The following is an 18,311-nucleotide window of genomic DNA, read 5'->3' on the forward strand; positions in this document are numbered from 1 at the left end:
ATTCGCGGATTTTCAGCGGCGGCAACTGGAGCGTGGTGGCCGATTCCGCCGTCAATGCCCTGGTGCTGAACCAGCAAGATGGCGCCTGTGTGGCGATGGCCCAAGGCCGGGCGGGAGGCGATGGCGCTGCGGGGTCCGACGGAAGCGGCGGTGGTGGTGGCGGCGGCGGCTACCCGGGCCATGCGGGCGCGGGCGGCGTCAACGGGCTTGACGGACGCACGGGTCGCAATAGCGGGGCTGGTGGCAGCGGCGATTCATGCACCCTGGATGCGGGCCCGTACAAAGTCACCAGGGCCAGCATCTCAGCGGGCAATGCCACCTTGGCCGATCGTGTGGAAAAGATGGTCGCCCAGGCCTCGGGAGAAAACGGCAGCATCACCATCACAGCGGTCGCCGCAGCAGCCCCGAGTCCCGCTCCGTCCGGCGCACAGGCCGTTCCCGTATTCGATGGCATGGGGTGGCTGCTGATGGCCTGCTCCCTGGGCGGATTGGGGGCTGCGCTTGCACGGCACCGCAAGCGGCAAACGCCCTGAGAGGATCAGGAAACCGGCTTCATGCGGCACGCCCAGCCCTTCGGCCAGCTTGCGGGTGCTGAGCGCGTCGATGCAGGCTTCGTTGAGCCGCTCCAGCGCGGCGCGCAGTGCCGTGTCGCGGCTCAGGCGCGGAGTGGTGGTGTCGTTCAATGGTCTATCCCTGAAAGAGAAGCCTGATGCGCAAACCTCTGTACGTTCTGTTCGCCATTTTGCTGATCGATGCGATCGGCCCGGGCCTGATCACGCCGACCCTGCCGGGACTGCTGCGAGGCACGGCCGGCGGCGGCGACGGCAACAGCTTTCACTATGGTGCGCTGCTGGCAGCGTATGCATTGGCGCAGTTCCTTTGTGCACCGCCGCCGCGTGCTGCCGGTTTCGCTGGTTGGCGCCGCTCTCGACTATCTGCTGATGGCCCTGGCTCCCGGCCTGGGGGGGCTCCACCTGGGCCGTGTGCTGGCCGGCATCACGGGCGCCGACATGGCCATGGCTTCGGCCAGATGGGCTCGGCCATCGGTGTCGGATTCATCGCCGGGCCCGTGCTGGGCGGCCTGCCGGGCGAACGGATGCTGAGTGCGCCTTCGCGCCAGCCGGGCCGGTCCCTGCCGTCCAGCCCGTGGCCAGGCTGGACTTGGGCTCAGGGGGCTGTCCGTGCTGCCCCATCGGCAAGGCAAGTTGTTGCAACCGATGGAAATTGCACAACGATTTTTCATCTCGATGCATAATCGCCATCAAATTGAGCTATGAATTATTCATTTTCGATTGATTTTTTGTTGTGCCAAAACACTTGCGCGACATGAAAAAAACGGTACCCACGGATGACAGGCGCCGTGCAGGCTGGGCTCTACCCAGCACCTGCGCCGTCAATGCGCCTGCGGCGGCGCAAAGACATCAGGGCTTCACCATGATCGAGTTGATGGTGGTGGTGGCCCTGGTCGCCGTTTTGGCGGCGCTGGCGGCGCCGTCCTTCACCACGCAGATAGCCAACCAGCGAGTCAATACGGCCGCGCAGGAGTTGCAATCCCTGCTGCAATTCGCGCGCTCGCAGGCCGTCCATCAGCGCACGGAAAGCAATTTCACGGGAGCCGGGCAGACATGGTCCGTCAAGACGGGCGCGCAATTGCTGCGGCAGGCGCGGGTGCCCGAGGCGATCGTCGTCTCGCCCGCCGCGAATTCAACCCAGGGGGTGCGCTTCGAGTCCACGGGTGTCGCCCGGCTGGTCTCCGGCGCCAATGCCTCCTACACGCTGGCCGTGACGGCGCCCCATGCCACACGCATGCAGTGCCTGAGCGTGACGCGGGCGGGCCTGGTGCGCCAGCAGCGGCTGGCCGCCGGTGGCGCCTGCTAGCCCCGGCAAGGAATCCTGTCCCATGAAAAGCCATCCTCATTCTTGCAGTCAGCGCGGCGCAGGCCTCATCGAGGTGCTCGTCGCCGTGTTGCTGGTGACGCTGGGCCTGCTGGGTGCCATCCGTATCCAGATGCGCTCCATCGAATACACGGTCGATACCGAACGGCGGCAGATGGCCTCCATGCTGGCCACCGAACTGCTGGAGACCATGCGCGGCGATACCGCCCGGATCCTGGATCCCAAGGGCCTGCCCCAGGCTGGACTGGCGGGCTACCAGAAGGCGGCGGGAGCGGCCCTGCCCGAAGCCACAGCAGCCGTATGCCAGCCCCTGCCAGCCGAACCCGCCACGCGCATGGGCTGCTGGGGACAGCGCGCCATGCGGCTGGTGCCGGAGTTGACCCCCGGGCTCGTCACCAGCGCCTTCGCCGTGAGCGCGGACGGCGCGGGCCTGGTATCGGTAACGGTTGCATGGCCGGTCAAGAAGGGCCAGTGCCTCGATGGAAACGACGATGAAATCTGCTCCTTCACGCTGCGTTCGCGCCTGTGAGCACGGCCTCTCCCTGGTGGAACTCATGGTGGCCCTGGCCATCGGGCTGTTCATCGTGCTCATTGCCACCACCATCTACGTGCAGGGGCTGTCAAACTTCAGCTTCCGCATGGGGCAGAGCGAAAACCTGGGCAACAGCCGCTATACGCTGGACACGCTGAACAGCGAGCTGTCCAAGGCGGGGTACCGGCGTGACCCCCTGCAGGAATACACGGACGCGTTCCCCGCCGATGCGCAACCGCACGCCAATGGCTGCCGGTTCGCGAACGGGCAGGCCCTTTACGCACCGGACGAGCGCACGCTGTGCATGCGCTTTCAGGCCCGCGATGCGGCAGAGACCGACTGCGCGGGTACGTCGGCCAACCTGGGCACATTGAAGCCCTACGAGGCTCCCGTCCCGGGTGCCGGCCTGCTGGTCGAGCGGTATGCGGTCCAGGACGGCGCGCTGGTCTGCCAGGCGGCAGGCCAGGGCATTGCGGTCGCGGACGGCGTGCGTGGCGTGCGTTTCGAGTTTGGCGTCGATCAGCAAGGCGACTCTTCCGCCATGCGGCGCGTCGATCAGTTCAAGACCGCCGTGCCGGAGGCCGGCGAGTCCATCCGCTCCCTGCGCTATGCCGTGTTGCTGGCCAGTTCGGGCCAGGGCCTGGCCCAGGGCATGGACAGCACCGTCTGCGGCCGCTGGGCCGAGCTCGGTGGCGCTGCCGCCGACTGCGATACCAGCCGAGGCCAGCTCTACCAATTGGTGACGGGCAGTCTGACCTTGAGGAACCTGATGCCATGACCTGTGATTGCAAAAGCTGTTCCCGTTCCTCTCGCGCGGACCAGCGGGGCAATGCCTTGCTGGTGTCCATGGTCATGCTGCTGCTGGTGCTGCTACTGGCCGTGGTCGGCATGCGTGCCGTCACGATGGAGGCACGCATCGCCGCCAACATGCTGGAAAGCCAGCGCCTGTATGAAACCGCGGATGGCACGCTGCGTGAAGGCGAGCGAAGGCTGCTGGTGCATGCCGTCGCGCTGCAGCCCTGCGGCGATGCGCAAACTCCCGTGTCCTCCACCGGCATCCCCTGCTTTGTCTCGGATGCCCGCTCGGACTCTATTGCATTGGGCACGGATTTCGCCAGGACCAAGGCCAAGGCCGAGGGCTTCGACAAGCCGGCTGGCTACTGGTACCCGCGCTACATCGCGGCCACCTGCCCCAAATCACAGAGCGCCACATCGGCCCTGGACCTGCCCGACACGGGTTGCACGGCGTTCTATGAGGTCAATGCCCAGGCCACGGAAAAGGCGCAGGCCCAGCCCTGCGGCGCGGATGCGCTGTGCCTGCGTTCCAGCATCAACATGTTCATCAAGTAGGGAGAGGGGTTCAACATGCAGGCTTGCCGCACAGGTACAAAAGCACGGCCCGGCATCCGCGCCGCGCGAACGCTGGCGTCGTGGGCTGCGCTTGCAGGGGGGCTCGTCCTGATCAGCCCGCCGGCAAACGGCCAGCCAGCGGCGACGGCGCTATCGCAGACACCCCTGTTCGTGAGCGAGTCGCTGCCCCCGCTCAACATGCTGGTGATGGGGCGCGACCACAAGCTGTACTACGAGGCCTACAACGACGCTTCCGACCTGGACGGGGACGGCGTGATCGATGTGAGGTACAAGCCGGACCAGATCGACTACTACGGCTATTTCAACAACAACGTCTGCTACAACTATGCAGGCGGCGTCTTCACGCCGGCTCGGGCGGGCACCGGCGACAGGAAGAAAAAGTGCTCAGGCAACTGGAGCGGGGACTTCCTGAACTACCTGGCTACCTCGCGCATGGACGCCATCCGACGCGTGCTCTATGGAGGTACGCGCGTGGTGGACTCTGCCGATAAAACCGTGCTGCAGGCTGCCTACATCCCGCGCGATGCCCATACCTGGGGAAAGGCCTATGACTTCGCGCGCGATGGCGCAGTCTATGACATCGCCGACTATGCTCCGCTCAGTCGGCCCGCGAGCAAGACACGCCACCTGTTTGCCGTGACCACGCTGGGCGAGGACAGTGCTGCCATTACGCAGTTGCGGGTGCTCAATGACTCGTCATTCGAGATCTGGGATTGGGTCTCCCAGGAGGCGGGAAAACGCGGCCTGGGCCAGAGCAACTGCAGTAACGAGATTGTCAACTCATGTATCCGGGGCAGCAGCAAGATAGTCGGCTACAACCTGCGCGTCGAAGTCTGTCCCGCCAGCAATGCCGCACTGCGTGAAGCCAGTTGCAAGGCGTACGGCACCGGAACGAAGACCGTCTACAAGCCCACGGGCCTGCTGCACGATTTTGGCGAGAATGAAAAGATGTACTTCGGCCTGCTCACGGGCTCGTACCAGAAGAATATCGCCGGCGGTGTCCTGCGCCGCAATATCGGAAAATTCGCCGATGAAATAGATCCCCAGACCGGCCAGTTCAAGAGGGATGTCAACGGGATCGTGTCCAACATCGACCGCCTGAGACTGATCGATTACAAGGACTTCAAATATGCCGCCTGCGGTTGGATTGCAGACGGACCGATCAGCCAGCGTCCCGATCCCTCGATTTGTTCGATGTGGGGAAACCCCATTGGAGAAATGATGTTCGAGACGTTGCGTTACTTCAGTGGCGCGGGCAGCGGACACCCCCTCTTCGATCAGGGCGACCGGGGCAAGGATGCCAGCGTCCTTGGCTTTTCCAAGGTGGATTGGAAGGCTCCCTACAATACATCGGCCGAGGGTGGGGCGGGTTATCAGCATTGCGCCCGCCCTGTGATGACGGTAATCAGTGACATCAATCCCTCATACGACAGCAAGCTGCCCGGCAGCCGCTATGCAAATGTCACCGCCGGCGCCAGTGCGCTCAACGGCTTCAATGTCTCCAGCGAGGTGGCGGCCATCGGTTCGGCGGAAGGCATTCATGACGGGAATTTCTTCATCGGCCAGTCGACAAAGGACAATGCCGATGGTACGCCTTCCGTGAAGACCATCGGCGATCTTTCGTGGGCGCGGGGCCTGTCACCCGAGGAGCCGAGCAAGGAGGGCACCTACTATTCAGCGGGCGTGGCCCGTTTCGGAGCCAGGAATGCAATTTTCGGCAATGGCCAGGGCAAGAGCGCACTGAGCACTTATACGGTGGCCATCGCCTCGCCGTTGCCCGAGATTCGATTTCCGGTGGGTGGTGGCCGGTATGTGACCATTGTTCCATTTGCCAAATCTGTCACGGGTGGTGGAGTGAAGAATGAAGTCTTCGCTCCCACCAACCAGATTGTTGACTACTATGTTTATAGCATCGTGAACACGGGCAACTCGGACACGGACAGCACGGTCAATGGCGGGCGGCCGTATGCGCAGTTCGGCATCAACTATGAGGATGTGGAGCAAGGCGCGGACCATGATATGGATGCCTTTGCCATCTATACCGTTGCGATGCAGGCGGACGGCAAGATCCGAGTCAATATGGACTCGGGGTATGCGAAGAGCAATTTCGGCCAGCACATGGGCTATGTGATTTCCGGCACCACAAAGGATGGCATGTATCTGGAGATAAGAGATCTGGACACCAGCTCCGTTTTTTACCGATACAACACGCCGAAGGACAGGGATCCAGGATATTGCAAGCGCAATAATCTATCCAATGAGCAGAAAAAGGAGTGCTCGACACTCCCATCGAATGCCTCCCGGGTTTTCACCCCCAGCAATGTGGCCGATTCCGGCAGTTTCCTCAAGGGCCCCTTGTGGTATGCGGCCAAGTACGGTATTCCGGGCCGGGATCCTGCCCTGGCCACCAGGAATCCCGACGGGTCCCCCAAAGACCCCGATAACTATTTTCTGGTGACCAATGCCGGCACACTGAAGGAGCAGTTGACCAAGGCCTTCAACGACATTCTGCAAAGCACCAATTCGGTGACTGCCGCCAGCGTCGATATGCCCACCGCCAGCCTCGACAATGGCGCCAGCGTGTTTCGCACCTCGTTCGAAGCCGACGGCTGGAGCGGCGATGTGATCCGCGAAACCATCGCGGCGGTCCTCCCAGGCGCGGGCAGCTCCGCTGGGGCTCGGACCACCGTCTGGAGCGCTGCCGACCTGCTGTCACAGCGCTCGCCAGGCGACCGCAAGATCTACTTTGCCGACCAGGCCACGAGCGGCATGACCTTGCGTCCTTTCGATTTCGCCTCCATCGGCAGGGCGATGGACACCACCTGGCTGGCGGCGCTCAATACGGACCCCGTCACGGGCACCGTGGATGGCAAGGCGCAAAAGCGCATCGGCTTCCTGCGCGGGGAAGCACACGACGACTTGCGCAAGCGCAAGTTGCTGGAGACGGGCCGGCCCAATGTGCTGGGCGATATCGTCAACTCGTCCCTGGTGCGCACCAAGGCAGGCCTGTACAACGCCGCCATGGCGGACCAGTTGGAGGGCCGCGCCGGATATGCGGACTTTGCGGCAAGCCAGGCCGAGAAAGACATGCTTTATGTGGGGGCCAACGACGGCATGCTGCATGCATTCAACGCCGTCACGGGACAGGAGGCATTTGCCTTCATCCCTTCGGCGGTGAAGAATTCGCTGGGCATCCTGACCTCGCCCACCTACGGTAAAAGCGGTGGCGAGGAGCACCGTTATTTTGTCGATGGAACACCCGTCGTCTCTGATGTCTATTTTGGAAATGCATGGCACCGGATCCTGATCGGCAGCCTGGGTGCGGGCGGTCGGCAGATCTTCGCCCTGGATGTGACGGACCCTGCCTCGCCCCGGATTCTCTGGGAGTTCGGCTTCGCGCAGAGGCAAGACATGGGGTATTCGGTACCCACGCCCACGGTGGCCCGGCTCAACGACTCCGGGGAGAACAAGGGGAAGTGGGTGGTCTTTGTGCCCAATGGCTACCAGGGGGCGAGCAGCGCATCGGGTGTAGCCAGTCTGTTCGTGCTGGATGCGGCCAATGGCAGCGTCATCCGCAGCATCGATCTGGCTGGAGGAATGACCGAGGTGGAGTTGAGAACTTCCCTGCCCCTGGGCAACGGGCTGTCGCGCATGGCCGTGGTGGACAACAACAGGGATGGAAAGGTGGACATGGCCTATGCGGGAGACCTTGCAGGCAATGTATGGCGTGTGGACCTGTCAGACGGCAGCGCCAGCGCCTGGGAGGCGCAGCGATTTTTCACGGCACGCGATGACCAGGGCCGGCGCCAGGCCATCACGGCCGCGCCCTATGTGGTCCGGCATCCGTCCGGCAAGGGGGATGTGGTGATCGTCGCAACCGGGCGCTTCCTGACCAAGGCCGACAAGGAGAGTGCGCAGCGCCAGACTGTGTTCGGTATCTGGGACCGCTACAGCACGCCGACGGTCACTGCACCGCAGATGCTGCCCACGGCCAGCAAGGGCAGGGCGGATTTTCAGGCCCAGGCCTTCACCGAAACCTCGGCAGGCTCAGGCCTGTTCTCGCTGTCCGCCAATGCATTTGACTGGTATGCAAATGCCCGGGGCACGGAGGACGCAGACGTCGCGAAATGGGGATGGTATGTCGACTTGCCTCGCAGCCGGGAAAGAGTCATCTACGACATGATGCTTTATGGGGAGGGCTTGGTGCTCACGTCTGTCCGTACGACGGAAGACGCCTGTTCCTCGGATATTTCCAATACCCTCTATGCCATTGACGCAAGAAGTGGCGGCAAAACCAAGTACGTGGTGTTCGACGTGGATGGGGATGGGCGCTTCACGAGTACGGACAATGTGGGCGGAAAACAGGTCAACGGCATCGACAAGGCCGTGGGCCGGCCGAGCATTGGCGCAGGGTCGATCTATGGCTCGGACGGAAAAAAGGCCCTGGGAATCAACAGCGGCGTCGATACAGGGCGCCAAAGCTGGCGCCGCCAGCCGCCCAACGCGTCCCCTGCGCCATGACAGCGAGCCGATACCAACACAGGGGCCTCACCCGTTCCCCACGGACCAAGGAGCATTGCGTGCTTAAAAAGGCAGCCGGATTCACGCTGATCGAGTTGATGATCACGGTGGCGATCGTGGCGATTCTTTCGGCGATCGCCTATCCGTCCTACCAGGAGTACGTGCTTCGCACGCGGCGCGTGGAGGCCATGGATCTGCTGGGAGAGGCCGCTGCCCGACAGGAGCGCTGGCGCGCGCAAAATGGCGGCTACACCACCACCATCGCCAATCTCAAGCTTGCGCATGGGGACAAGTCGGAGCATGGCTACTACACCTTGAGCATTGCCGCTGCCGCCGGTGATGGCGGCTACACGCTCAAGGCCACGCGCACGGGAAGCCAGGTAGCGGACGGAAAATGCGGCGATTTCACCTTGAATGCCCTCGGGGTGAAAGGCGTTTCCGTGGGCACGGTGGCGGTCTGCTGGCTCTGACCGCCTGCGTTCTTCGCCCCGGCTGCCTTGCCGTCAGGTGCCCACCCGCCGGCGCAGCCAGTCCTGCAACTGCTCCGTGTCCATGGGCCTGGCGATGTGGTAGCCCATGACCCTCATGGCAGCCCATGTCTGTATTGACCCAGCAGAACCTGCACAGGTCAGGCCGCCAATGCGAATGCTTCAGCGGGAGTCTTCATAGCCAGCGCCTGGCGGGGCCGGCGGTTGTTGTAGAAGCCAATCCAGTCACCGATGACACGGCTGGCGTGCTGCAGCGTCTCGATGCGGTGGTGGTGAGCGCATTGCTCCTTGAGCGTGCGGATGACACGCTCGACCATGCCGTTTTGTTGTGGGCAGTGCGGCGGGATGAACTCCTGGCGCAGCCCGTAGCTCCTCACCAAGGCTGTGTAGTCCCGGCTGGTAAACACCAGGTCGTTGTCTGATCTCAGCAGGAACGGCTGTGGCACCCGTCCCAGCGCACTCGACGCGGTGCTCGGCTTGCCGCTGCGCGAGAGGTGCCAGCCCAGCAGTTCACGGGTATGGCAATCGATGACCAGTGCCAGCCCAGCCGTCGCGGCCCGCCCAGATCCGGCACAGATCGGTCGACCAGCGCTTGATCTCTTCGTCGTTCTTCATGCTCAGGTCTCTTTTTTCTCAGTTTAAGACCTGTGCAGGTTTTTACTGGGTCAATACCGTAGTGCTGGCTGGCTGGCTGGCTGGCTAGGCGGGACTTGTCTACCGAACCACGGGCAGTCCATTCGGCATCAAAACCTGCTCAGACCGCAATCGCTGAACGGACGCCTTACGACCGAGCCAGTGTCGCGAGCGATCCCCATGTCCATCTGCCTGCTTTTGTTCATCGGGCTATGTGTTGCACTGGGCATCGCCATACTTTGGGTCTTACTGAAAATCTTGGCTTAGTGCATCACACTCGATTGAGTATGCGTCTCCCGGCCTTCCGAAGGCCCTGGCCTTGGACGCGTCCTCCCGCCATAGAAAAAGCCGATGTTTGATGTCCATCAAATCGTACTCCTTGGCGCGTCTGATACTGGACTTCTCTCAATGGAACGCGCAGGAGACAACCATGTACCAACATATTCTTGTTCCTGTTGATGGAAGCGCTACGTCCACAAAAGGCCTGGACGAAGCCATCCGCCTTGCCAAGCTCAGTGGGGGGCGTTTGCGGCTGATCCACGTCATCGACGACCTGTCGCTCGCGCTGCTCATGGACGCCTATTCGGGCTCTGCAGGCAACTGGCGCAATGAACTGCGTACCAACGCCTTGGCTGTACTGGATGCGGCGCGAGCCCGAGCCACCGCCCATGGCGTATCGGCCGAGGTGGTGCTGCGCGACACCAAAAAAAGTACCGTGCATGAGCAGGTACTGGAGGAGGCAGCCGATTGCCATGCGGATTTGATCATCATCGGCACCCACGGTCGCCGGGGCGTGGGCCGTTGGGTGCTGGGCAGCAGCGCAGAACAGATTCTGCGGATGGCACCAGTGCCGGTGCTGCTCGTAAGAGCCCCCGAGATATGAGACACCGATCAAGGCCGTGAGCCTGGGGTCGGCACAAGGGCAAGCCAGCCGTCAGTGCAAACCACTGCGAAGTCATGATGGCTTTGGGAGCGGAGATGACCACAGCGCGCCTGTCACGCAGCAGGTTGCTCTAGGCCTTGGAAGCCGGCAGCTCGTCAGCCTGCCAAGTGCTGTATGGGCTGCTGCCGATTCGGTTGACAAAAAACTAAGTTTCTCGAGCTTGCAACAGCTGTACGCGGCTGCAATGGCCCGACGTGCAGTGCGTTAGATAGTAGAACTGCTCGATGTAATCGCAAATGTTCGCGCGCTTGCTGACGGCTGCTGCACACGTTCCTGGCTTTGCGCTCACTCATGCACGCAGTCATGACCCTGCTGTAGGCGAATAGGCGGAAAAAGGGCAGTAACCAGTGCATGCCTTATCTGCATCCGCAAATGCAAAAAAGCCCGCCAAGCAGGAGTTTCGAGCTTCCCTGGGCAAGGGCAGGGGTGCTGAATAGCCCATGGCGAAGAGCTCCTGCTTGTACGGCGGGAAAACCATACCGACAAGCCGCGATGTGGTGCGGCCCGCCGTAACGGGGTCAGTGCTGGTGCGAGTGTTCTGATGGCATGCGCTTGGGTTGCTGTACCCAGGCCTTGACCTTGTATTCGCCAGCCTTTTCGAACTGCAGCGTCAGATCGAAGCGATCACCATCGCGCAAGGGCTGCGTGAGTCCGAGCAGCATGAGGTGGTGTGACTGTCCATGGCGCAACTGCACCTCCTGGCCCGCCGGCAGTTCGATAAATGGCACTTCGCGCATGCGCATGATGTCGCCATCCATCTTCATCTCATGCAGCTCGACTCTTGCGGCCATCGGCGTGCTGGCCCCGATGAGCCGATCGGCGTTCTTGCCTTTGTTACTGATCCCCCGCAAATAGGCTGCCCCATTGCTGGAGCCGGCGATGGAGGGGGTGGCGTAGGGATGGTCTATGACCAGGTCTCCTACCCGGAAGTCATGGGCCTGTGCCGTCGGCGGCAACGCCAAGGCACAGCCCATGCCCAGCAGCATTCCAAGCGCCTTGCGGCGAAACATTCTGGTCATTTCCAGTTCCTTTCAAACAGGGCATCGGGGGTCCAGATCAGCCGCAGGCCTGCCACCGTATTGCCTTTGCCAGCGATGTGCTCGCGCCCGGCTTCGAGCGCAATCAGAACGCTCTTGACGGGGCGCCAGCCGGCCATGGCGGTAAAGCGGCGCGATGGGTTGTTGGGCAGCAGGTTGGCGTCCGTGGCCACCAGCAGGGCGCCCGGCCCGCTGACGCGATTGGTGCTCCTGAGCCACTCCTGGCGGGCACCGAATTCCCAGCGCGCGTGCGGCTGCCAGAGCACTTCCAGCCAGCCGCCCAGCGTCCTGCCCTGGTAGCGGGTGTCGCCGTTCTGGGAATAGAGGTTTCCGCTTTCGCGCCGCCAGATGCCTGCTCCGCTGAGCTTGACTCCCTGCAGCGGCGTGGTCCAGGTGGCACTGGCTCCGGCCAGGTCCACGGTGCCGTCGAAGCAGGTGATGTCGCGCAGGCTGGCGTTGCACTGTGGCGCCGTGTGGATGTGGCCGCTGTTGGAGCGCTGTACATAGGCGCCGCGGCCCTTGGGCTGCATCCGGCTGTAGAAGACGTCTGCCTCCACCGAGGTCCAGGCGGCGCTGGCATGCACGACGGGCGCCCAGGCGGCGTTGTCGCTGCCGGGAAAGCGCCGGGCGCGCCAAAGCCCCAGGTCAATGCCCTGCAGCCAGGACATGGCGCCTTGCAGGTGGGGACGCCAGGCGGCGTTGATGCCATCCTCGATCCAGTCGCCGTTGAAGGCCGCCCGCTTGGCCAGCGGCATCTGGCCGTAGCGGTCGAAGTGCCCGGCGCGCGTGAGCACCTGCCCCATGGGCACGCGGTTGCGGCCTGCGCCCAGGGTCAGTTCGGCGTCTGAGCCGCTGCGCGCCTCCATCCAGGCGGCCTCCACGTGGGCTGGGTCGCTGTCGTGCCAGCCCATCGCGATGTTGGCCCCCAGTTGGGGAGATACGCGCAGGCCGGCGCCCAGGGTGCCATGCTCCAGCCGCCAGCCGCGCTGGTCGTCAGGCGTGTCGCCCAGGCCCAGCGTGCCGGCCAGCTTGGGCGCCGGCAAGGTGGAGTCGCCATGGAGATAGGCGGCCACCGCCGCCATGTCGATGCGCAGGCCGTTGGTCTGCGGGATGCCTTCATCCAGGGTGTGCGCGGCGGCGCTGCCTGCCGCCAAGGCGATGGCGATGGCTGCTGCCAGCGGTGTGCGTTGCGCGAGGAAGGTGCGTTGCATGCTATTGGCCTGCCTGCTGTGCAAAGGGATCGGCGAGCCTGGGGTTGGTGAGCAGCTCATGGTCCGTGAGGGTTTTGAGAAAGGCCAGCAGGTCGGCGCGGTCGTCGGCCGTCAGGGCGATCTGGTTGATGAAGTCGTTCTTGTTGGGGTTGGCGCGTCCGTCGCCGGCATGCGGGCCGGAGGTGATGTTGCGGCCCCCGGCCGCATAGAACTCCAGCACTTCCTCCAGCGTCGCGATGCTGCCGTCATGCATGTAGGGGCCGGTGACTTCCACATTGCGCAGGCTGGGCGCGCGGAACTTGCCCATGTCCTTGAAGAGCTGGGTCAGTTCGTAGACGCCCCGGTTGGGCTCGGGGAAGGCGCCGGTGCCGCCGATGTTGTAGAGCCCCGTGTTGTGGAACGGGGTCTCGACCATGCGGCTGCCCGCGTGCACGATCTGGTCGTTGAAGTTGAAGCTGCTGTGGCAGTGGAAGCATTCGGCCTTTTCGCCGAAGAACAGGTTCATGCCACGCTGCTCGGCCGGGCTCAGTGCCGTGCTGCTCTTGAGGTACTGGTCATATTTGCTGTTGCCCGAAAGAATGGTGCGCTGGAACGCCGAGATGGCGTGGATCACATTGCCCCAGGTGATGGGCGATGCCTGTCCCGGGTAGGCCTTGGCGAAGCGCGGGCCATAGCCCGTGTCGGCAGCCAGCCGCGCGAGGATTTCCTCCTTGTTGTTGTCGTTGACGCCCATCTCCACCGGGTCCGTGCCGAACAGCGGCGTCTCCATCTGCTTTTCAAGCGTGACCAGCGAGGGGTTGGCCCAGGTCAGCGTGGCGTTGTAGACCACGTTGGCCAGACTCTGGGCGTTGCGCGGATGTGCGTGCCCCGTGGAGCCCAGTGATGTCGTCAGGCCATCGGTGAAGGCCTTTGACTGTATGTGGCAGCTCGCGCAAGCCTGTGTGCCGTTACCCGACAGGCGCCTGTCGTAGAACAGAAAGCGGCCGAGCTCGACCTTCTCTGCGGTCATGGGGTTGGAGTCGGGCACCTTGGGGGTGGGGAAAAAGGAGGGCAGCGCCCAGGACCAGCCCGTGCTGCTGCCGGAGTCATCGTGGACGGCGGTGTCGCCGCCCCCGCAGCCCGCCAGGGCGATGGCCCCGGCAAGGCCGCACAGGGCGGCGGTCCATGCCGCCACCCGCCGAAGCGAATGGGGCTTGTGCATTACTTGGCCTCGGTACGGAACACGGTCTGGCCGCTGCCTTCATTGATGGAGCGGCCTGTGGTCAGATCGATCTTGAGCGCGCTGAAGATGGGCACGCATTCCGGATCGGTGGCCCCGGACATGCAGCCGGCGGCGCCGCCCAGGTCTTCCTTGACGTTCGAGCCCTGCAGCAGTTGCGCAATGTCCAGCACCACCTTCTGAGTGCCGGCATTGAAATCGCCGAGCCGGAAATCCATGCGGTCCGGACGCGCGCAGCTGACCGTCTCGCCTGTCACGGGGTTGCCCGTGCAGCCGGTGGAGCCCAGGTGCACGTAGAAGGTCTTGCCGGGGGCGGCCGGCGCGGGGCGGGCCACGCCGCCCACGGGGTTGACCTCGATCTGGGCGAACTTGCGGCCGGCCTGCCACGACCAGGCCAGGGCCTGCACATCGAGCGGCTTGGGCGCGACGGCATAGTCGGTGTGGTTGACCGAGGAGGGCACTCCCACGGTCATCCTGATGCCCTTGTACGTGCCTGCGGGCACCGTGCCCTTGATTTGGGTGTTCTGTGCCTGCGTGCCTGCGTCGGCGCATGCGCCGGTGCCGTCCTCCAGGTCGATCAGCGTCACCTCCTTGGTCTGCCAGTCGTTGACGTCCAGGGTGACGGCCACGGCCTCGCCCTTGTCATTGATCAGCGAGACGCCGCTCACGTAAAAGCGCAGGTCATGCAGGTCCACCGTGGCCTGGCTGGTTCCCATGCCGGCGATGGGCGTGCCGCATTTGGCGGGCAGGTTGCCGGCCTTGGCGGCGAACTCGATGGCCACGGCCTGGGGTCCTGTGGGGGTGGTGGGCTGGCTGTTGTCACCGCCTCCGCCGCCACCGCAGGCGGCCAGCAGCAGCGGCAGCGCGGTGGCGATCAGGGCGAGGGGAAAGCGGGAGTTGTCAAAGTAAGTGGTACGCATGGGGAAACGGTTTCTTGGTGCCTGCGCTGCCATGGCGGCGCGCAGGCGTGGGTAACCCTGCAGGCTGCGACACGGGTCGCGGCTTGGCATGGGAGAGGAATTCGGGAATGGGCGACGGCATGCCGCCCGTGCGGCCCTTTCGGGCTTCAGGGAAGGGGGGGCGCCCTGGGGGGAGTGCTCAGCACCACGCGCAGCACGGTGTCCCGCGGGCGCAGGGCCTGGGGCGGCAGCGGGGTGGGAGGCGGCGGCGCGGCAAAGCGCAGGTCCGCGCGGGACAAATCAGGAGGGGCATCGCCCACGACCCGGCACAGGGGGCAATGCGCCTGGCCGGCTGCCGTGGTCTGCTCCTTGGCTTCGGGCTCCCCCGCAGCAGATGCCGGTTGCGCCTGCTGCAGGCCCAGGGGCGTGCAGACTTCCATGGCCAGCCGCGCCAGCGGGTCGCCACCGCCCTGGCCCGATGCCAGCACCATCGCCAGGGCAGGGTGCACAAAGGCGAACAGCAGCACCGCAGCCATCCAGGCGGCAAAGCGCCGTCCCTGGTCGCGCCGCTGTCGTGCGCCCGGCAACGCCCACGGCCAGGCGGGTGGCCCGAAGGCCACCAGGCGCTTGATGCGGAGGCTGCTGCAGCGCATGGGCCCTGTGTCAGTGCTTGTGATCGTGGCCCGAGGGCGCCGCCTTGGTGGCCAGCGGGCGGACGGGCGCCTGCACCTGCACGGATTCACGCTTGCCGTCCTTGCCTTCGATGATGAGGGTCAGCGGCACGGTCTGGCCTTCCTGCACCTGCTGCTTGAGGTCCAGCAGCATCACGTGGTAGCCGCCGGGCTTGAGCTCCACGGTCTTGCCCGCCGGCAGGGCGATGGACGGCACCTGGCGCATCTTCATCACGTTGTCCTGCATGGCCATCTCATGGACCTCGACGACCGGCGTCAGGGGCGAAGTCGCTGCGACGAGCTTGCTGTCCTGTGCGGCCTGCAGTTTCAGGAACGCGCCGGTGGCCTTTTGCTGCGGCACGGTGGCGCGCACCCAGGCATCACTGACGCTGACCTGGGCATTGGCGAATCCGCTGATCATGGCGGCGGCGAGGGCAAGCAAACGGACGTGGCGTTTCAAGGGGTTCTCCTTCGTTGGCAAAAATGTCGTGTGTGTCGGGTGCGTGCCTGGTGCGGTGGACAGCTGGAGGATGTCCATCAGAAGCGCAGGTTCATGCTGGCATAGACGCCGCGCCCGTCGGCGGGCGAGTAGCCCGAGGAGCCGCTGTCATACCAGGCGTAGACGTACTTGCGATTGGTGACGTTCTTGACCTGCAGGCCCAGGTCCATGGTTTCCGAGAGGCGGTAGCTGGCGCCCAGGTTCAGCACGGCGAACTTGCCTGCTCGGCCCTGGGTATTGGTGCGCTCCAGGTAGTGGTCGCCCTGGGCATTGCCCCAGGCCGACAGCTTCAGCCGGTCCGTGGCCTGCCAGTCCACGCCGGCCGAGACCAGGTAGTGCGGCACGTTCTCGATTTCCTTGCCCAGGGTGGCGGGTGCGCTGGGGTCGGGCGCGGTGATGCGCGCCACCTGGTGGGAGTAGGCGATCCAGGCCGTGGTGCGGGCATGGGGCTTCATGTTGAGCTGGATGTCGTAGCCCTTGCGCAGCGTCTTGCCCACGTTGCCCAGGCCGCCCGGGTCGGGCAGGCCGTCCACGCCCAGCACCCGGGCCACCTCGCCCGAGGCGCGCTGCTCCCAGTAGGCCACGCGGCCGTTGAGCCAGGGCAGGGGAGAGAACTTGACGCCCGTTTCCCAGCCATCATTGATGGAGGGCCTGAGGTTGCGATCCTGCGTGCGGTAGGCGTCGATGCCCGAGCCGATCTGGAAGGTCCGGCCCCAGTTCGCGTAGACGCTGGCCTGCTGGCTCAGGGTGTAGGCGATGCTGATCTTGGGCTGCTTGATCAGGCCATAGTCATGCACGGGGGCGCGCGTGCCGGCCAGGCGGTCGATGAAGTGGCCATCGACATTGTCGACGCGCAGCGCCGGGATGATCCGCAGGGCTTCGATGGGGCGGATCACGGCCTGCACATAGGCGCCCTGCGTATTGAGGTCGAAGTCCCAGTCGCGGAACTGCGAGGTCCGCACGCGCTCCGTGGTCCGGTAGCGCTGGCCCAGGTTGCTCTGCCGCTGGGCGTCCAGTCCGCCTTCGAGCGTGAATTCATGCGCCCAGGCCACCTTGGGGCGCCAGGTCAGGGTGGTGATGGCGCCTTGCTGCTGCTCGTCGTTGTAGCGCTCCTGCTGCGATCCCGCTGCCGAGAAGCGCACCCAGCGCTGGTTCTCGTACTGGTTGGCGTAGACCTTGGCAGACATCGACAGCTCGGGCGTCAGTTCGCCATCCAGGTGGGCGCTGAGCTGGCCGGTTTCCCGCTCGCCACGGTCGGCCGCCGCATAGGCCGGGGAACTGCGCGGCGCCTTGATGGCTTCTTCGTAGCTGAGGTAGCCCGACTCCAGCGCCTTGTTGCGGTAGTAGCGCGCGATCACGCCGGTGCGCCAGCGGCCATCGTCCGAGGTGTAGAACCATTTGCCGGACAGGGACAGCTTGCGGGCATCGGCATGGTCCCGGTAGCCGTCCGAATCGCGCCAGGCCAGGAAATAGTTCTGGCTCCAGTTGCCGCTCTCTATGCCCTTGGACACCTGAAACTCCTGGGTCCCGAAGCTGCCTACGGTCACGCTGGCACGGCCCTCGTTGCCGCCCGTGCGGGTGATCACGTTGGCATTGCCGGCGATGTTGTTGAGGCCGTAGCGCGCGTCATTGGTGCCGCGCACGATCTCGATGGCCTCGATGTCCAGCGGAAAGACCGCGTCCAGAAAGGGCATGCCCCCGGCGTTGTCATTGCTGGGGATGCCATCGATCAGCAGCTTGACCGCATTGATCCGGCCTTCGCCGTTGAAGCCCCGGAAGGAGAAGCGCCCGGCATCCGTGCCCTGCTTGAACTGCGTGACCTGCACGCCGGGCGCCTTGGACAGCAGCTCCCAGCTGTAGTCCACATGCTCGTTCTCTAGGATGTCCGCGCCCACGATGTCCACGGAGCTGAACACGCTGCGCGTGGACAGCGGGCCGGAGGCCTTGGAGGTGATGCTGATGGTGCCCAGCGTCAGGGCGGAGTCGTCCTGGCTCAACGGTTGGGGGGCGACCAGGCCCTGGGCATGGGCCGCCGAGGCCAGTGCCAGGGCGATGGACAGGGCCAGGGGGCTGCGCGAGAAGGAGAGGGAGACAGACATCACGTGGGGCGGACGGTGGATGGTGTGGAGGATGCGATCAGCTCAATGGGCCGTATGTGCGGATGGGGGATGCTGACCCTGCGCGTCCATATGGACCATGCCGTCGAACAGGGACAGCAGGGCGCGGCGCGGGGCGGGCATGGCGGACTCGGCCTGCACGACCTCGCTGGCCAGGCTGCGCGCGGCCGATGCAGACAGGCCAGCCATTGCCAGCATCTTGGGGTCCGCCCATCGCCGCCACAGACGGCCTGGTCACAGGCGGGCGCAATGGGGGCTTGGGGCAGGCCAGGAA

16 protein-coding genes and 1 pseudogene are annotated in these 18,311 nt (G+C 64.5%); 7 read left to right on the forward strand and 10 right to left on the reverse strand.

Going from position 1 to position 18,311, the window contains the following annotated elements:
- Window positions 1–560: 560 nt before the first annotated feature.
- Window positions 561–683 (reverse strand): annotated as a pseudogene (locus A9976_RS10670) (TetR family transcriptional regulator); the annotation flags it as partial.
- Window positions 684–1,326: 643 nt separating this feature from the next.
- On the opposite strand from A9976_RS10670, the gene A9976_RS10675 reads away from it, so the two are divergent.
- From A9976_RS10675 to A9976_RS10700, 6 genes are all read left to right on the forward strand, one after another.
- Complete coding sequence (locus tag A9976_RS10675) at window positions 1,327–1,878, forward strand: GspH/FimT family pseudopilin (RefSeq protein ID WP_183018983.1); 552 nt, start codon at window positions 1,327–1,329, stop codon at window positions 1,876–1,878.
- A 22-nt stretch (window positions 1,879–1,900) separates the two neighbouring features.
- Window positions 1,901–2,425: a type IV pilus modification protein PilV gene (pilV, locus tag A9976_RS10680; RefSeq protein ID WP_183018984.1), complete on the forward strand. Its 525-nt coding sequence runs from the start codon at window positions 1,901–1,903 to the stop codon at window positions 2,423–2,425.
- Window positions 2,388–3,206 (forward strand): prepilin-type N-terminal cleavage/methylation domain-containing protein, encoded by an 819-nt coding sequence (locus tag A9976_RS10685; protein WP_183018985.1) that lies wholly within the window; start codon window positions 2,388–2,390, stop codon window positions 3,204–3,206. Before pilV ends, A9976_RS10685 begins: the two co-directional genes overlap by 38 nt.
- Entirely contained in the window at window positions 3,203–3,778 is a 576-nt protein-coding gene (locus A9976_RS10690; RefSeq protein WP_183018986.1) for a PilX N-terminal domain-containing pilus assembly protein, read from the forward strand. The genes A9976_RS10685 and A9976_RS10690 overlap by 4 nt, the downstream gene beginning before the upstream one ends.
- Window positions 3,779–3,949: 171 nt before the next feature.
- Complete coding sequence (locus A9976_RS10695) at window positions 3,950–8,320, forward strand: PilC/PilY family type IV pilus protein (RefSeq protein WP_310889382.1); 4,371 nt, start codon at window positions 3,950–3,952, stop codon at window positions 8,318–8,320.
- A 59-nt stretch (window positions 8,321–8,379) separates the two neighbouring features.
- Window positions 8,380–8,790 carry a type IV pilin protein gene (locus A9976_RS10700; protein ID WP_310889383.1) on the forward strand — a complete coding sequence of 137 codons (411 nt, stop codon included), beginning with the start codon at window positions 8,380–8,382 and terminating at the stop codon, window positions 8,788–8,790.
- Window positions 8,791–8,948: 158 nt separating this feature from the next.
- On the opposite strand, the gene A9976_RS31365 is transcribed toward A9976_RS10700, so the two are convergent.
- Window positions 8,949–9,185 (reverse strand): integrase core domain-containing protein, encoded by a 237-nt coding sequence (locus tag A9976_RS31365; RefSeq protein WP_310889385.1) that lies wholly within the window; start codon window positions 9,183–9,185, stop codon window positions 8,949–8,951.
- A gap of 686 nt (window positions 9,186–9,871) precedes the next feature.
- Here A9976_RS31365 and A9976_RS10710 point away from each other — a divergent pair.
- The gene (locus A9976_RS10710) at window positions 9,872–10,324 is read left to right on the forward strand and encodes a universal stress protein (RefSeq protein WP_183018989.1); all 453 of its coding nucleotides are present in this window, start codon (window positions 9,872–9,874) and stop codon (window positions 10,322–10,324) included.
- A gap of 578 nt (window positions 10,325–10,902) precedes the next feature.
- On the opposite strand, the gene A9976_RS10715 is transcribed toward A9976_RS10710, so the two are convergent.
- The 8 genes from A9976_RS10715 to A9976_RS10750 all read right to left on the reverse strand — a co-directional run bounded on the left by A9976_RS10715 (window position 10,903) and on the right by A9976_RS10750 (window position 18,235).
- Window positions 10,903–11,394, reverse strand: a complete 492-nt coding sequence (locus A9976_RS10715) for a copper chaperone PCu(A)C (RefSeq protein ID WP_259649174.1) — start codon at window positions 11,392–11,394, stop codon at window positions 10,903–10,905.
- Window positions 11,395–11,399: 5 nt separating this feature from the next.
- On the reverse strand, window positions 11,400–12,632 hold the full coding sequence (locus A9976_RS10720) for a hypothetical protein (protein WP_183018991.1): 1,233 nt from the start codon (window positions 12,630–12,632) through the stop codon (window positions 11,400–11,402).
- Window position 12,633: 1 nt separating this feature from the next.
- Window positions 12,634–13,833: a methanobactin export MATE transporter MbnM gene (locus A9976_RS10725; protein ID WP_183018992.1), complete on the reverse strand. Its 1,200-nt coding sequence runs from the start codon at window positions 13,831–13,833 to the stop codon at window positions 12,634–12,636.
- Complete coding sequence (locus A9976_RS10730; protein WP_183018993.1) at window positions 13,833–14,771, reverse strand: MbnP family copper-binding protein; 939 nt, start codon at window positions 14,769–14,771, stop codon at window positions 13,833–13,835. Before A9976_RS10730 ends, A9976_RS10725 begins: the two co-directional genes overlap by 1 nt.
- 146 nt (window positions 14,772–14,917) lie before the next feature.
- Window positions 14,918–15,403, reverse strand: coding sequence for a DUF2946 family protein (locus tag A9976_RS10735; RefSeq protein WP_183018994.1), 486 nt, complete (start codon window positions 15,401–15,403; stop codon window positions 14,918–14,920).
- A 10-nt stretch (window positions 15,404–15,413) separates the two neighbouring features.
- Window positions 15,414–15,881 carry a copper chaperone PCu(A)C gene (locus tag A9976_RS10740; RefSeq protein WP_013803107.1) on the reverse strand — a complete coding sequence of 156 codons (468 nt, stop codon included), beginning with the start codon at window positions 15,879–15,881 and terminating at the stop codon, window positions 15,414–15,416.
- Between the two features lie 77 nt (window positions 15,882–15,958).
- A complete protein-coding gene (locus A9976_RS10745; protein ID WP_183018995.1) occupies window positions 15,959–18,019 on the reverse strand; it encodes a TonB-dependent receptor in 2,061 nt (686 codons plus the stop codon).
- 42 nt (window positions 18,020–18,061) lie between these two features.
- Window positions 18,062–18,235, reverse strand: a complete 174-nt coding sequence (locus A9976_RS10750) for a hypothetical protein (RefSeq protein WP_259649175.1) — start codon at window positions 18,233–18,235, stop codon at window positions 18,062–18,064.
- Window positions 18,236–18,311 lie beyond the last annotated feature (76 nt).

The organism is Delftia sp. UME58, assembly GCF_014170385.1.
GTDB classification, from domain to species: domain Bacteria; phylum Pseudomonadota; class Gammaproteobacteria; order Burkholderiales; family Burkholderiaceae_C; genus Comamonas; species Comamonas acidovorans.

Bases quoted from the DNA above. Each gene is read 5' to 3' on its own strand.
- A9976_RS10675 (WP_183018983.1), top strand. From the start codon at position 1,327: ATGAAAAAAACGGTACCCACGGATGACAGGCGCCGTGCAGGCTGGGCT.
- pilV (WP_183018984.1), top strand. From the start codon at position 1,901: ATGAAAAGCCATCCTCATTCTTGCAGTCAGCGCGGCGCAGGCCTCATC.
- A9976_RS10685 (WP_183018985.1), top strand. From the start codon at position 2,388: ATGAAATCTGCTCCTTCACGCTGCGTTCGCGCCTGTGAGCACGGCCTC.
- A9976_RS10690 (WP_183018986.1), top strand. From the start codon at position 3,203: ATGACCTGTGATTGCAAAAGCTGTTCCCGTTCCTCTCGCGCGGACCAG.
- A9976_RS10710 (WP_183018989.1), top strand. From the start codon at position 9,872: ATGTACCAACATATTCTTGTTCCTGTTGATGGAAGCGCTACGTCCACA.
- A9976_RS10715 (WP_259649174.1), bottom strand. From the start codon at position 11,394: ATGTTTCGCCGCAAGGCGCTTGGAATGCTGCTGGGCATGGGCTGTGCC.
- A9976_RS10720 (WP_183018991.1), bottom strand. From the start codon at position 12,632: ATGCAACGCACCTTCCTCGCGCAACGCACACCGCTGGCAGCAGCCATC.
- A9976_RS10725 (WP_183018992.1), bottom strand. From the start codon at position 13,833: ATGCACAAGCCCCATTCGCTTCGGCGGGTGGCGGCATGGACCGCCGCC.
- A9976_RS10730 (WP_183018993.1), bottom strand. From the start codon at position 14,771: ATGCGTACCACTTACTTTGACAACTCCCGCTTTCCCCTCGCCCTGATC.
- A9976_RS10735 (WP_183018994.1), bottom strand. From the start codon at position 15,403: ATGCGCTGCAGCAGCCTCCGCATCAAGCGCCTGGTGGCCTTCGGGCCA.
- A9976_RS10745 (WP_183018995.1), bottom strand. From the start codon at position 18,019: ATGTCTGTCTCCCTCTCCTTCTCGCGCAGCCCCCTGGCCCTGTCCATC.
- A9976_RS10750 (WP_259649175.1), bottom strand. From the start codon at position 18,235: ATGCTGGCAATGGCTGGCCTGTCTGCATCGGCCGCGCGCAGCCTGGCC.